The sequence below is a fragment of the Sphingobacterium lactis genome, from assembly GCF_051951495.1.
Lineage (GTDB): Bacteria > Bacteroidota > Bacteroidia > Sphingobacteriales > Sphingobacteriaceae > Sphingobacterium > Sphingobacterium lactis_A.
The window spans coordinates 1348490-1362701 of record NZ_JBNHAS010000001.1 but is presented as its reverse complement, the minus strand read 5'-3'; the positions used below and the strand labels follow the sequence as shown (position 1 = coordinate 1362701).

Annotated in this window: 13 protein-coding genes; 9 read left to right on the top strand and 4 right to left on the bottom strand. The window is 32.9% G+C overall.

Annotation, left to right across the window (positions count from 1 at the left end; translation table 11 throughout):
• Positions 1-9: 9 nt before the first annotated feature.
• From icd to ACP6L2_RS05860, 3 genes are read left to right on the top strand one after another with little or no spacing between them, the layout of a single operon-like run.
• Complete coding sequence (gene icd / locus ACP6L2_RS05870) at positions 10-1272, top strand: NADP-dependent isocitrate dehydrogenase (protein WP_440508345.1); 1263 nt, start codon at positions 10-12, stop codon at positions 1270-1272.
• A 57-nt stretch (positions 1273-1329) separates the two neighbouring features.
• Positions 1330-1581 (top strand): hypothetical protein, encoded by a 252-nt coding sequence (locus tag ACP6L2_RS05865; protein WP_440508344.1) that lies wholly within the window; start codon positions 1330-1332, stop codon positions 1579-1581.
• A 35-nt stretch (positions 1582-1616) separates the two neighbouring features.
• Positions 1617-2015, top strand: coding sequence for a DUF1398 domain-containing protein (locus tag ACP6L2_RS05860; RefSeq protein WP_440508343.1), 399 nt, complete (start codon positions 1617-1619; stop codon positions 2013-2015).
• A 56-nt stretch (positions 2016-2071) separates the two neighbouring features.
• Here the strand turns inward: ACP6L2_RS05860 and katG are convergent, their stop codons facing one another.
• Positions 2072-4354 (bottom strand): catalase/peroxidase HPI, encoded by a 2283-nt coding sequence (gene katG, locus ACP6L2_RS05855; protein ID WP_440508342.1) that lies wholly within the window; start codon positions 4352-4354, stop codon positions 2072-2074.
• 632 nt (positions 4355-4986) lie between these two features.
• A complete protein-coding gene (locus tag ACP6L2_RS05850; protein WP_440508341.1) occupies positions 4987-5148 on the bottom strand; it encodes a hypothetical protein in 162 nt (53 codons plus the stop codon).
• Positions 5149-5525: 377 nt separating this feature from the next.
• Here ACP6L2_RS05850 and ACP6L2_RS05845 point away from each other — a divergent pair, with 377 nt between their 5' ends.
• Positions 5526-6227 carry a methyltransferase domain-containing protein gene (locus ACP6L2_RS05845; protein ID WP_440508340.1) on the top strand — a complete coding sequence of 234 codons (702 nt, stop codon included), beginning with the start codon at positions 5526-5528 and terminating at the stop codon, positions 6225-6227.
• Positions 6228-6306: 79 nt separating this feature from the next.
• Here the strand turns inward: ACP6L2_RS05845 and ACP6L2_RS05840 are convergent, their stop codons facing one another.
• Positions 6307-7095, bottom strand: coding sequence for a DUF3050 domain-containing protein (locus ACP6L2_RS05840; RefSeq protein ID WP_440508339.1), 789 nt, complete (start codon positions 7093-7095; stop codon positions 6307-6309).
• 241 nt (positions 7096-7336) lie between these two features.
• Between ACP6L2_RS05840 and ACP6L2_RS05835 the strand changes: the two genes are divergently transcribed.
• From ACP6L2_RS05835 to ACP6L2_RS05815, 5 genes are all read left to right on the top strand, one after another.
• Positions 7337-9250 carry a phospholipase D-like domain-containing protein gene (locus ACP6L2_RS05835; RefSeq protein WP_440508338.1) on the top strand — a complete coding sequence of 638 codons (1914 nt, stop codon included), beginning with the start codon at positions 7337-7339 and terminating at the stop codon, positions 9248-9250.
• A gap of 2 nt (positions 9251-9252) precedes the next feature.
• Positions 9253-10128: a hypothetical protein gene (locus tag ACP6L2_RS05830; RefSeq protein ID WP_440508337.1), complete on the top strand. Its 876-nt coding sequence runs from the start codon at positions 9253-9255 to the stop codon at positions 10126-10128.
• A 77-nt stretch (positions 10129-10205) separates the two neighbouring features.
• The gene (locus ACP6L2_RS05825) at positions 10206-10883 is read left to right on the top strand and encodes a metallophosphoesterase (RefSeq protein WP_440508336.1); all 678 of its coding nucleotides are present in this window, start codon (positions 10206-10208) and stop codon (positions 10881-10883) included.
• A 23-nt stretch (positions 10884-10906) separates the two neighbouring features.
• Complete coding sequence (locus ACP6L2_RS05820; RefSeq protein ID WP_440508335.1) at positions 10907-11404, top strand: hypothetical protein; 498 nt, start codon at positions 10907-10909, stop codon at positions 11402-11404.
• 241 nt (positions 11405-11645) lie between these two features.
• Positions 11646-12797, top strand: a complete 1152-nt coding sequence (locus tag ACP6L2_RS05815; protein WP_440508334.1) for a TlpA disulfide reductase family protein — start codon at positions 11646-11648, stop codon at positions 12795-12797.
• Between the two features lie 139 nt (positions 12798-12936).
• Here ACP6L2_RS05815 and ACP6L2_RS05810 read toward each other — a convergent pair whose 3' ends face one another.
• Positions 12937-14043, bottom strand: coding sequence for a redoxin domain-containing protein (locus tag ACP6L2_RS05810; RefSeq protein WP_440508333.1), 1107 nt, complete (start codon positions 14041-14043; stop codon positions 12937-12939).
• Positions 14044-14212 lie beyond the last annotated feature (169 nt).

The window sequence follows — 14212 nt, the reverse complement described above, 5'->3', positions numbered from 1 at the left end:
GCACTAATTATGGCAGATAAAATAACGATAGACGGACAAGGTAAACTTCAAGTTCCAGATTTGGTCACCATTCCATTTATTATTGGAGATGGTATAGGACCAGATATATGGCATGCATCTGTTCGTGTATTTGATGCTGCAGTAGCTAAATGCTATGCAGGAGCACGTAAGATAACATGGAAAGAAGTATTAGCTGGTGAAAAGGCTTTTAATGAAACTGGAAACTGGTTGCCAGAAGAAACTTTATCCGTTTTTAAAGAATATTTAGTTGGTATTAAAGGTCCATTGACTACCCCAATTGGTGGTGGTATCCGTTCTTTAAATGTTGCTTTAAGAAAGGAATTGGACTTATATGTATGCCAACGACCAACAAAATGGTATGAAGGTGTGCCTTCGCCAGTTAAACATCCAGAGAAAGTAGATATGGTCGTTTTCCGTGAAAATACAGAAGATATCTATGCTGGGATTGAATTTGCTGCAGGTACTGCTGAAGCAAAACGTATTCAAGATTTCTTAAAAGAAGATCTTTCAGTAGATTATAAGTTTAATAATACCACCGGTGTCGGTGTTAAATTGGTTTCAGAAGAAGGCTCTAAACGTCTTATTCGCGCTGCTATTGAACATGCTTTAGCGGAGAATAGGAAGTCAGTGACTATTGTTCATAAAGGCAATATCATGAAATTCACTGAAGGTGCATTTAAGAACTGGGGTTATCAAGTTGCAGAAACTGAATTTGGAGATAGAGTTTATACCTGGAATCAATGGGAAAACACCAAAGCTTCAAAAGGTCAGGATGCTGCAAATGATGAACAGAAAGCTGCTGAACAGGCTGGCAAGCTAATCATCAAAGATATCATTGCCGATAACTTCTTACAGCAGATTCTACTGGCACCACAAGATTACGATGTTGTAGCGACTTTGAATCTAAATGGCGATTATATATCCGATGCATTGGCAGCAATGGTAGGAGGGATCGGTATTGCTCCAGGCGCTAATATAAATTTTAAAACCGGACATGCCATCTTTGAAGCAACACATGGTACAGCTCCTCGTTTTGCAAATACAGATACCATGAATCCTTGTTCTGTGATTCTAAGTGGCGTGATGATGTTAGATTATATGGGCTGGCATGAAGCTGCTCAAGCTATTGTCAATGCTGTAGCTGATACAATTCAACAGAAAACAGTAACCGTCGATTTCTATAATCTGATGACTGATGCGACCTTGTTGAAGACAAGTGAATTTGCAGATAAAATAATCGAAAAATTATAAATCCTTAGGGATTATCAAGAACTTAGCTGAACAATTTGTTCAGCTTTTTTTATACGTATGGTAGACATTCCAGCTTTTATTAAACAATCGGGAGTATTCACAGAAGAGGATTTAATTCAATTAGCAAATGCTGAAGCTCTTCCTTCTGAAGAGGAAATAGATGCCTTTCAATATGATTCGGAAATTCAAGAACTTCTGAATGCTTTCATTGGCGATGACACTACTCGATTGACACATCAATTGCTCAAAGCAAAAGAGTTTATCGCGAATGGAGAAATTAACAAAGCTTGGAAAATAGCTTTGTTTTAAATAAACACTAATTTTAGAAATTATAAACACCTAATATGTTCAGTTTACAACAGATACAACAAGCTCATGATCAAGTGAAAACAGGAGCTGACTTCCCGAAATATATTCATGATTTGAAAAATCTAGGAGTACTATCTTTCCGATTTCAAGTCTTAGATGGAATTGAATTATATCAAGGGAAAGATGGTTTTGAGCAGCAAACTGAACCTAAGTACGAAGCATTGAATTTGGTCCAAGAAGTCGACTTAGCAAGTTTCAGTAAGGAATTGATTGATCATCAACAAGGGAAAACAGATTTCCCTCATTTCATTAAAGTCTGTGCGGATACAGGTGTAAATTATTGGATTGTAGATTTAATAGAGCTTACTTGCACTTATTACAATGCTTTTGATGAGATTATTTTAAGTGAAGATATTCTTATGGATTCTATTTAAAATCAATATAGAAGAAAAAATAAAGGCTGGTCAATCGACCAGCCTTTGTTATTATTTTATTTAAGATCAAATCGATCAGCATCCATGACCTTCGCCCATGCTTTGGCAAAATCATGTACAAATTTATCTTGAGCATCAGCTGCAGCATAAACTTCTGCAACTGCTCTTAATTCAGCATTAGACCCAAATACCAAGTCTGCTCTGCTACCAGTCCATTTTGGTTGTCCAGTTTTACGATCAGAACCAATGTATAGCTCCTTATCCTCTGAAGCTGCTTTCCATGCGGTATTCATATCAAGCAAGTTCACTAAGAAATCATTGGTTAATTGACCTGGTCTATTCGTCCAAACACCATTCTTAGACCCATCAAAATTGGTGTCCAACACACGCATACCAGCTAATAGAACGGTTAGTTCTGGTGCCGAAAGATTTAGCAACTGTGCTTTATCAATCAATAACTCTTCAGTAGAAGATGTATATCTTGCTTTTTTGTAGTTTCTAAATCCATCAGCTATTGGCTCTAAATAACCTACTGATTCCACATCTGTTTCCTCTTGAGAAGCATCCATACGCCCAACAGTATAAGATACTTGTACTGGAGTTCCTGCATCTTGTGCTGCTTTTTCAATGGCTGCATTTCCAGCTAATACAATTAGGTCTGCAAGTGATATTTGCTTATTTCCAGTTTGACTTTGATTAAAGTCCGATTGGATATTCTCTAAAACGCTAAGTACTTTTTGTAATTGAGAAGGATTGTTTACTACCCAATCTTTTTGAGGAGCTAAGCGCACGCGAGCACCATTAGCACCACCACGTTTATCAGAACCACGGAAAGTAGATGCAGAAGCCCAAGCTGTGGATACCAATTCGGAAATATTTAAGCCTGATGAAAGAATCTTAGATTTTAATTGTTCTACATCAGAAGCATCAATTACCTCATGATTCAATTCTGGAATAGGGTCTTGCCAGATTAATATCTCCTCTGGAATTTCTGGACCTAAATAACGAGATCTTGGACCCATATCCCTATGCGTTAGTTTGAACCATGCACGCGCAAAGGCATCAGCAAAAGCATCTGGATTTTCAAAGAAATGTCTGGAGATCTTGCCATACTCGGGATCAAAACGTAAGGAAAGGTCGGTAGTCAACATTGTCGGCTTACGCTTTTTATTAGGGTCAAATGGATCAGGGATAACATCATCAGCATCCTTAGCTACCCATTGATGAGCTCCAGCAGGACTTTTAGTCAATTCCCATTCATAGTTGAATAGGTTTTCAAAGAAGTTATTGCTCCATTGCGTAGGTGTAGTCGTCCAGATTACCTCTAAACCAGAAGTAATGGCATCTTTTCCAACCCCAGAATTGTAGTTGCTTTTCCAGCCTAATCCTTGTTCTTCTAATCCTGCTGCTTCAGGTTCTTTACCCACATTATCTGCAGGTCCAGCACCATGTGTTTTCCCGAAACTGTGACCACCAGCAATTAGAGCTACTGTTTCCTCGTCATCCATTGCCATACGACCGAATGTATCACGAATATCTTTAGCGGCTAATATCGGATCAGGATTGCCATCAGGACCTTCAGGATTCACATATATTAAACCCATTTGCACTGCTGCTAAAGGATTTTCTAAATTTCTAGAATGTACATCGCCATCCGCATCATCATCTGCAGATAATACTCCATGTTTCTCTACTACTCCTTCAGAACCATGTGCATAACGAACATCTCCTCCTAACCAAGTCGTCTCAGAACCCCAATATACATCTTGATCAGGTTCAAAGGCATCCTCACGACCACCAGCAAATCCAAAAGTTTTAAAGCCCATAGACTCTAAAGCCACATTACCGGTTAATACCAATAAATCTGCCCAAGATAATTTACGTCCATATTTCTGTTTGATTGGCCACAATAAACGTCTCGCTTTATCCAAGCTAACATTATCAGGCCAGCTGTTTAAAGGCGCAAATCTTTGCTGCCCTGTTCCAGCACCACCACGACCATCACCTACACGGTAAGTACCTGCGGAGTGCCAAGCCATACGGATAAATAAACCACCATAGTGACCAAAATCTGCAGGCCACCAATCTTGTGAATCAGTCATTAATGCATGTAAATCTGCTTTTACTGCTGCTAAGTCTAATTTTTTGAATTCTTCAGCATAATTGAAATCCTTATCCATTGGGTTGGATAAAGAGGAGTGTTGTCTAAGTAATCCAACTTTTAAGTGTTTTGGCCACCAGTCTTGAATAGTGGTACCTCCACCTGCAACGGTTAAATTCTTCTTCCCATTACCGTTGTGAAATGGGCATTTGCTGATGTCGTTTGATCCGTTTTCCATACTTGTTGTTCTTTGAATGAATGGGAACTGATATTTCTTGATGCTCCCAGAGTTAATATTATCTCTCTTGTTAATTAAGGTAAGAGGGAAGTACCCTCTCTTTAAATTTACTGAAAGTTAGATAATAAAAATTGAATACAAGACTAATTTTGGATAGATTTTATCTATACTATATCAGCATATTTAATCAGTATTTTTTAGTCTTTAACAGAAATATGTATATGAAATACAATTGGTTCCTATTGAATGTAGAAAATAGTCGTTTGAAAAAAGTACGCTGAGGGAACTCGACTTTAGCAGTTACTTGTCAAGAATTTTAGGATAATCAGAAAAGAAGATTATTTTGAATCTTTACGATCTTTTAGAAGCAGGTTCTTTAGGTATCTAAATAAAGAACGTTGTCCTTTTTCATTAAACTTCTCCATTTTAATGTTGGGGGACTTATATTCTTTTTTTAAAGAAATTTCAATTAGATCTTTCATAATTCAATTGGGTTGTGCGATTTACTATATTCTTTTTGATATATAGATTTCTTTGTTCTAAGGTAAAAAAATAATCTTAAAAATTTGAGAATGAATAGTGGACAAATGGTGGACACAACTTAATTTGAATTCAAAGGAATTCTTAACTCCTTATCTGGATTTAGATATGTTGTTTTTTTCTTGAATGATACCCTTTAAAATAAACGGATCATCTAACTTTTCAATGAAATCAATAGGAATTATTAACTCCACCATATCAATTTTTGGTGCAGCATAATTTTTCTTTGGTTTCTTTTTTTGCAAAACTGGCATTAGAATACACTTCTGTTAAAGATTGGTTTTCCACATCCAATATAATTCTCAATAGATGTTGTAACAAACATCTGTATTTTGAAGTGAACAAAATGTAATCTAAATCATATTTCTGCTGATTTATACTTCGAATATTATTAATTCAGTTTCAAAATTCAGAAAATCTAAAATTTATGACAGTAGTAATAGTTTTTACTGCATAGTTCGTATTCATCATTTGAATATTGTCAATAACTTATAATTTGAACCCTTTCGGCAACAAATTTGATATTCATCTGTTATTCATTTGAACAACAAAAAATAGAAATAATATGCCTTGGAACCCCGAAAGGTATAACGAATTTAAAGAGATAAGATATCAACCGTTCTATGATCTTATGGATATGATCGACGATAGTACAGAATTGCAAGCTGTCGATTTAGGTTGTGGTACCGGTGAACAGACAGCATTACTAGCGGAGCGATTTCCAAATTCTACTTTCTTAGGGATAGATTCTTCGAAAGAGATGTTGCAAGGATTGGAGGAACAAGGAACTGAAAGGTTATATTATAAAGTAGAGAGCTTTGATGATTTCATTGAACGTCTGAGCCGTTGGGATTTAATCTTCAGTAATGCTGCCTTGCAATGGACAGATAATCATAAAGAATTAATACCTGCATTGATTAAAAAGCTCAATCCTTCAGGTCAGTTGGCTATTCAAATGCCTTGTCAGACGGAAAACGAATTAAATCAAATCCTTTATGATTTGGCCAATGAAGCTCCTTTCTCCGAATATCTTCATGGATGGAATAGAAAATCTTCAGTTTTGACAATGGAGGAATATGCTGACATTTTCTTTCAGGAAGGTTTAGTAAATATTAAGATTTCCAAAAGGATATATCCAATTATTGCGGAAGATGAGGAGACCTTGTTGAAATTTATTTCCGGATCTGCCTTAATACCTTATATGGAACGTTTGACTGATGCACAGCAAGTCGTGTTTAAAAATGTATTTCAAGAACGGATTAAAGAAAGATTCCCCAATTATCCTGCGTTATATCCATTCCGAAGGTTATTATTGTATGGAAGAAAAGCTTAGTTTTAATTAGGCTGTTATAAACAAAAAGACGTCATATTATTCATTTTCGAATGTATGACGTCTTTTATGTAAGGGTTCTTTATGCGAAGGACTCTACTTCGACAAGTAAATTATCATGAATTGCATCCCATAAAGCAATTCTTTTTTGCAAAGCTTCTTTAGCGACTATTTTCATGTCAGTCCACTTAGAGTCGTCATCAGTTGCCAATTCTTGAATCATTTGCATTGCCAATGGCCCATGTTCATCTCCATCCAATTCGATGTGTCGTTGGAAATAGTAGATAAACTTAGATAAATCTGATTCCGGAAAATTGTACTGAATCTCTTTTAAAATAGAAGTAAACATAGCAGGTATTAAATCCTCTCTTCCGAAGGTAAATGCTGAAGCTATTTTATGAGGTTCCTTAGTTGCTATAATTTCAAAGGAGAACTTAAGGAAATCTTTAATCCGATCATCTTCTTTTAGGGCAGCAATAGCTTTGAATATATCTTGATGTTGCTTAATGCTATCTAGGAAATCAAATATCTTGGAACAATCGGCTCCCATAGTTGACATCGCGTCGATATACATTTCAAAATGACTTAACCTGGATCCGTCTATGTACTCATCAGACTCTTCGGCAAGAACAATCTCGTTAATTAGATAACGCGTATTCGGATAATCGGAGGCAAACCAAGGTGTACTAACACAGGTTAATTCAATCTGCAATGCCTTTAATAAGGACATAAAATCCCACACAGCATATACATGTCCTTCGGTAAAACAGTTTAAGTCTTCAATACTTTTGATTTTCGCATAAAGAGGATGCTTTAAAAGCACCTCTCGCTCCGGCTGAATATATTCGTTTATATGATCTATGTAATTCATGCCGCAAAGATAAGGCAGGAGAGGGGATATATAGAAAGGAATGATAAAATGATATTCCATCTTAATAAATTCTCGAGTATGTAAATATTATTATTGCTAAATCTTTTTTGAATTACGGTTTCCCGTACTTTTTTGTTGCATTATATTCACACTTTTATACCCATGAAATTTTTTACGTAGTAGATAGAATCTCTACACATAATTATACCAACACAACAAACAATTATTAATTAAAAGTTCTATGAGTGAACTAATTACAAATGGGTCTGAAATAAAAAACCGAATTATTTCAGAGATAGGCAAAGCAAAAAAAAACGTTTTTCTTGCCATGGCTTGGTTTACAGATCGAGACATTGCTTCAGCATTTATTGAAGCAAAATCACGAGATGTTAATGTAGAGGTAATTTTATCGTCTAATGAGCAAAATGACGCTGTAAAAAACTTATTGGTCGAATCGAGTATTTTGGTGCATGCATTTGAAACAGGAGATTCTAGAGGAATTATGCATCATAAATTCTTATTAATTGATGATAATATATCTATCAATGGCTCTTATAATTACTCCTACAATGCTAGTAAAAATAATATAGAGAACATCTATGTTTCTTATGATTATAAAACGTATTCCAAATTTCTTGAAGAATTTGAAAGACTTAGGTATAATATTGATCACAGAATCGAATTAAATCAGACAAACAATAGTACAGATAGCACAAAAGAATTGAACAATAAAAACGCTATGCAAAATAATAACATGTATGATACCTTTTCTGATCAATTGAATAATCTAGTTTATTCAGCAATTGATTTAGATACGGATAAATATTCAGAAAAGGGATATGAAAATTCTAAAGAGAGTTTTGGAAATCTGGATATTTTTCGAATTGAATACAATAATATCAAGGAAAAGATTAGAACATATGCTACTGATGAAGGATTAGGAAGCAAAAAAAATCTTCTATTATCTAATATAACATTGGCTTTTGAAAGTACTAAAACTAGCCTTTCTCAGGAAAGAGATGGTAAAATAGAAGCTGAAAAATGTAATAATGATCTCGCAAAACATAATATCAATACCAAAGTTGAAGAACTAAAAGCGAAAAAGTCATTATTAGAATCTGGTAATCATGAAATTTTAGAAAGAGGTCTTCTTCAAGTAAATAAGGAAATAGAAAAGAACAAACTGGAGAAAACCTCACTTGAACAAACTGTTATATTAAAAAAGTTCTGGAACATAGGTACCGTATTAGCCATAATTGGCCTTGTAATATTCGTGTTTTACCTATCTGTGTTTTTCGCTTCTGCGGTATATAAAGCATTTTTCGAGGCAAACGATATACATGCTGCTATGGAACAAGGTGTTGATGTGAAAGTTCCCCCTATAGTGGATGCAAATGCCATCCTGAACATGTTTACTAATCATGGTGTCATGTTTGGATTAATTGGCATGTTGTTCTTTTTGGTTCCAGTATTAATATCCAATTTCCACATCTTTGGTAATAGTAAGAAATGGTTAAACACTATGATGTTCATTATTGGGATAGTGTTATTCGATATTATCGTTTCTGTAGTTATTACCATGACAACTGCTGAAGTTAAGGCGACTGTCATGGGTGAACCTTTTGATTTTAAAATTTGGGAAGCCCCCTTACATGGTGAGTTTTGGTTAATCTTTGCATTCGGAATGTTTCCTTTAATTGTTATGCATAAATTGATTGATTTCTTAATTGATTCGTATAATAAATCCCAAATGGAGATTGTAGATGCCAAGATCAATAGCAAGGTTTTATTCTTGAATAATAAATTGATTGAATTGGAATTTGAAAAGAATTCACTCATAAACAAGATTGAAGAATTAAATGCTAAACTAGAGGAACTGTATTTAGAATTAAAACAATTGGATCTATTTATCACTAACTTGAAAATCATCATTGATTCTAATTATGCTGATTTCCAGAAGAATATTAAAAATATCTTCGAAGATTATCAAGCAAGAATATCTAGTGGTAAAATCTTTACAGAAATGATTTTGGATAGTGTAATATCAGCTTATAAATCGGGATTCGTTGAGTTTTTACCAGAGTATTATGCACCAGATGAAGTCGCAAAAAGAGTGAGGGAAATTGAACAATCAACTTTAAGAATAGCAGCTTAACCATGAAAAATAAATTTACGTGTCTATTCCTTCTTTTGGTATTTTTTGGATCCTGTGGAAAAAAATCGGAAAACAAAAAATTAACATATCAAAATATTGTAATTCTATCTGACCTATCTAGTAGGCTAGATAATAAAACAAATAAAGATTTCGAAGAAATCCATCAATTAATCAAATACTTTAAAGATAACTGTGTTCAACCCGGAAAGAAAATCGGTGATCGTTCATCAATTGCGTTTATGTCTTTTTTGGGAAATGATATTTCTAAAATTGATTTAAATGAATTTGAGACAACTTCTGAGAAGCAACAATTTGTTAATTCTAAAGGCAAGTTTGAAAATAATGGTCTTGAAAATCGAATTAAACAATTTGATGAATCCATTAGGAAAACATATACTGATGTTCGAAATCCTGGATTAGATCTTATCAGCAGTTTAATGGAAAAAATTAAAAATGGTAAAATCATTAAAAAAGATACAATGCTTATCAATGGTATTGATACTACCTTTATTAAATATGAAAACCAATTGTATATCTTTACTGATGGTTATTTAGAATATTACAATAAGGCTGTTAATAACCAATTTTACTTTGGCAAGAATGAGATACAAAAAGTTAGAGATTATAGTGAACAAACTAAATCCAATGTGTCCACTGTTATTGAAAAGAACAAGGAGTTAGGTCTTACACCTTATGAGCATCCAAACAACTCTTCTATAAATTTGCATGTTTTTGAAACACATGAAAGAGATAAAAATGATGTACTTCAGACCTATAAGTATGTAGCCGGCATCAGAGATAATGAAATTTTAGAAGCAGTATGGAGTGATTGGGCTAGAAAAAGTGGCTTTAAAAGTTTTGAATGGAAAAAATATTAGAAACTTCTAACAGGAATGTAGCATTTAGAACAAGGATTACAACCTATTTAATAGTTTTTAAAACTTTATAAATAATAATGGCATCAATTCAAGCATTTGGAGATATTCATGGACGTTCCGATTGGAAGATGTTTATTGACACCCAATTTGATTACATCGTTTTTGTAGGTGATTATTTTGATAATGAGAAGATTGATGGTCATATTCAGATTTCAAATTTTTTGGAAATAATTGAATTCAAGAAGAAATTCCCAAATAAATTGAAATTATTAATAGGCAATCATGATTTACAATATTTATCAGGTATAGATGAGCTTTGCACTGGTTGGCAAGAAAATCTTGATTCAGCCATTAACAAAATTTTGGAAGAGAATTTAAAATATTTACAACCTTCATTTACCTTTAATAATATCTTATTTACACATGCAGGTTTAACTAAATCATTTTCTAAAAGAGTTGGTCTTAATCTGAGGTATATTGACAAAAGTTTACAGACTTTATTTGACAAAAATAGACAGGCATTTCAATTATTTGGAGATAGTATAAATGGTGATACTGTTGAACAATCTCCTTGTTGGGTAAGACCAGGTCCTCTATTGAATGATAAATTGGACGGGATTAATCAAGTAGTAGGTCATACCAAACAAGAAACTATACAGCTTATTAATGGATGTGCATTTATCGATATTCAAGGAATGCCAATGGAAATATTGAATTGTGCAACTTTCGATTGGGACAATATCTATTCCTTTTGATCAATTAACTTTTAAACCCTTTTATGAAATTACCAATTTTAGATTACAACAAAATTTACCAAGTACTAAGAGAAGATATTTCATTTTTTATCAAGGAAGATGAAATCCATACGCTTTCAATTGAAAGTCTTTTAAAGGAAATTATTGAAAAAATAGAAAGTAAATCTGACTCCAATAATACCTTTGAAATTGTTCTTGATCAACATCTGGGTCCTTATTCATATAAGGTTTATTCAAATGGACCTGTATTATATATTCTGAGACTTCTATTGTTTGAATTACAAAAACAATTTGGCTCATTTTCTTCCTTATTCGATTTGTATATAATTGAAAATAACGGGGGAATAATAACTAAACATGATTTTGACCTTAGGGAGCCTGTTAATAAACATTTAAATTATATAAGTGTAGTTGTAGGCCAGGATAAAGACCGCTTTGAAAAGTTAGTCGACGAAATCAAAGATCCAGTATCACATCCTTTCTTTGATTTTAAGAAATCTAATTTAAATACTTTTAATTAGATAGTCTCGATATATCATGGTAGTAGTTATTGAAATCACTTAATAATCTAAAATTGTAAACTAATATTTCCATCCCAACAAACTCCTACAAACCTTCGTTACTTCTCAAGAAATAAGTGGCAAGATTTTGAAAAACAATTTTATTTTTCTGTAAAAAATGCTATCATTGAGTTGAATATTGCCAATATAAACTTAATCAGGTTTCCAATATACATTCACTACTAACTAATATTTATTAAAAATGAAGATGTTGTCATGCAATTACTATTTCTTTAAGTTAGTTAGGAATGGTTTTAAATCCTGCCTATTACTTATCATTTTTAATTTTATAGTTCTTTATACATTTGGCCAAACTGCTGATAATCCAACTCCAATATTGAGGAAAATTGAAGTTGGTGATTACCCACCGCCGATAAAAGTCAAAGAGTGGATAAAGGGAAGTAACATAGAGAAATTTGAGAAAGGTCAGATTTATGTGCTTGAGTTTTGGGCGACTTGGTGTAAACCTTGTATTCGGGCTATGCCACACTTAAGTGAATTGGCCTCTAAATATAAAGATAAGGTCACTTTTGTAGGCGTAAGCATTTATGAATTAGAAAAAACCTCAGTTCAAGAGATAAAGACTTTTGTCGATGAAATGGGCGATAAAATTAGTTATAACGTAGCCATAGATAGCAATCAATTTATGGCCAGGAATTGGATGGACGGTACTGGTTCTGATGGAATTCCTAAAACATTTTTAATTGATTCCAATGGTAAACTCGCATGGATTGGTAATCCTATGAATTTAGAAAATGTTTTAGATAAAGTGATAAATCAACAATGGGACTTAGAAAAGGAAAAACTAAAGGTTAGGGAAAGAAATTATAAAGATAGTATAGGTACTGTATTTAGTTATACCATTCTGGATTATGAATATATAAATATCCCCGATTCGGCTATAGTTGAGATAAATCGAAGAATCAAAAAAGAACCCAAATTACAGTACACCTATTTCCCAACAATATATACTTTCCAAGAGTTATTAAAAATCGATCAAACAAAGGCGGTTGCTTATGGTAAAGAAATATTGTCATTAGATATTGACCCACATTACGATATTATTCTCGAGTCTATCCTCAATAATGAAACAATTCATTTTATCCCTGAAATATACTTATTAGGAGCTGAGGCCTATGAACTATTTATGGCTGAAGCAATTAAAGGTGAATATCCGGATTTGTCAATTTATTATGCAAGAATGGCTGATTGGTATTTTAAAGGAGGAGACCAACAAATGGCAATACTTACACATAAAAAAGCAATTGAATCTATGATAAAGGATCAGGCGAAAGAACTAAAGGAATTCCAAAAAAAATTAGTAGAATATCAAGAAGGTAAAACGGAAAGGTAAAGAATGTCCCCTCATTTGCTTAGAATATTCCTCAACTAAACTATTCTGCTTCTTCGGAGATTCTTATTAGATAGGGCCTAAATAGCTTAATATTTTATATACCGCTTATAAATAAGTGGCGTTATTATTAAGCAAGACTTTATTTCAACAGTTCGATTATTTTGTTTTCAAGTAATTGTTCTGTGTTTTGAGAAAATCCGGTAAGTATTTCTACAATCCTTCCATTTTTGTCAATAAGGAATGACTTAGGAATCGATCTAATTTTATATGCGGCTACTTGCTTGCTGTAAAACCCTTTTAAGTCTGAAATATTTGTCCATGTAATATTATCCTTCATGGATATAGATTTCCAAATGTTATAATCAGTATCCACGGAGAAACTCAATATTATTAAACCTTGGTCTTTGAATTTTTGATATAGATTAACAAAGGATTTATTGCTATACCTACATGGACCACACCAAGAAGCCCAAAAGTCCAAGAGGATAACTTTACCTTTATAATCCGAAAGATTCACTTTATTATTCTCTAAGGATAATCCAGAAATATCTGGGGAAAACGAACCAACTTTTAGATCATTTGTAATAATGTATTGGTTTATAACCTCTCCATATTTGGTCTCTTTAAGTTTTTGTGGAAACTTGTCAAAAAAAATTTTCAGGCTGTCTGTTTTAAGATCATTTCTTAGAAAATATAATTCATTTATTGTGATAAGTGAAGGTTTAAAAGAACTTATGCTTTCAAGTCTTATTTTAAGTGTCTCATCATCTATTTTGGATATTTCTTTCCAAATTATTCTAGCCTTTGCTTTATCAGTTTCCTTAATAGCTTGATCCGTAAGACTATCTCTTAAATTGTCTAAATGTGCATGTTTTTTTAAAACAGAAAAGTATATTTTATTTAGGGGAGAGCCTTTTACTTGTAATTCTGAAAAGTTGTTTCTATCACCATTTACCGTGATTTTTTTATTTTCAACCCATAAATTGAAATAAACATCATCATTTTCGGGATATAGTTTAAAAGTAACTGGCTCTGATACACGACCATTAAAAACTAATTTTCCTTGGTTTAAATAGGTAGAATCAATATTTTGGGTTGAATCAAGATTTACAAGATAAAACTTTGTATTATTTTTAAATCCTGTCAAACTAACATTTATAGAATATTTGTTTTGATTCTCTTGGCCGAATATTTTTAAAAATATCAAGCATAATAATAAAGTAGTTGAAGTTTTTATTATTCTCATATTTTGATTTATAATGTAAGTTTGCAACACACTAAGCGAGACACCAATTCATTCAATGTATTAAGGAAAAAAAGTTAATGTAGATGAAATTAAGCTAATTTAATCGCTTTTACAATATAGAAAGCCAAAACTTTAATTTTTGTACTTAATCTACCATTGCGACAAAAAA

What these genes read in the sequence shown, in the direction of transcription:
- icd (WP_440508345.1), top strand. Translation starts at nt 10, where the DNA reads ATGGCAGATAAAATAACGATAGACGGACAAGGTAAACTTCAAGTTCCA.
- ACP6L2_RS05865 (WP_440508344.1), top strand. Translation starts at nt 1,330, where the DNA reads ATGGTAGACATTCCAGCTTTTATTAAACAATCGGGAGTATTCACAGAA.
- ACP6L2_RS05860 (WP_440508343.1), top strand. Translation starts at nt 1,617, where the DNA reads ATGTTCAGTTTACAACAGATACAACAAGCTCATGATCAAGTGAAAACA.
- katG (WP_440508342.1), bottom strand. Translation starts at nt 4,354, where the DNA reads ATGGAAAACGGATCAAACGACATCAGCAAATGCCCATTTCACAACGGT.
- ACP6L2_RS05850 (WP_440508341.1), bottom strand. Translation starts at nt 5,148, where the DNA reads ATGCCAGTTTTGCAAAAAAAGAAACCAAAGAAAAATTATGCTGCACCA.
- ACP6L2_RS05845 (WP_440508340.1), top strand. Translation starts at nt 5,526, where the DNA reads ATGGATATGATCGACGATAGTACAGAATTGCAAGCTGTCGATTTAGGT.
- ACP6L2_RS05840 (WP_440508339.1), bottom strand. Translation starts at nt 7,095, where the DNA reads ATGAATTACATAGATCATATAAACGAATATATTCAGCCGGAGCGAGAG.
- ACP6L2_RS05835 (WP_440508338.1), top strand. Translation starts at nt 7,337, where the DNA reads ATGAGTGAACTAATTACAAATGGGTCTGAAATAAAAAACCGAATTATT.
- ACP6L2_RS05830 (WP_440508337.1), top strand. Translation starts at nt 9,253, where the DNA reads ATGAAAAATAAATTTACGTGTCTATTCCTTCTTTTGGTATTTTTTGGA.
- ACP6L2_RS05825 (WP_440508336.1), top strand. Translation starts at nt 10,206, where the DNA reads ATGGCATCAATTCAAGCATTTGGAGATATTCATGGACGTTCCGATTGG.
- ACP6L2_RS05820 (WP_440508335.1), top strand. Translation starts at nt 10,907, where the DNA reads ATGAAATTACCAATTTTAGATTACAACAAAATTTACCAAGTACTAAGA.
- ACP6L2_RS05815 (WP_440508334.1), top strand. Translation starts at nt 11,646, where the DNA reads ATGAAGATGTTGTCATGCAATTACTATTTCTTTAAGTTAGTTAGGAAT.
- ACP6L2_RS05810 (WP_440508333.1), bottom strand. Translation starts at nt 14,043, where the DNA reads ATGAGAATAATAAAAACTTCAACTACTTTATTATTATGCTTGATATTT.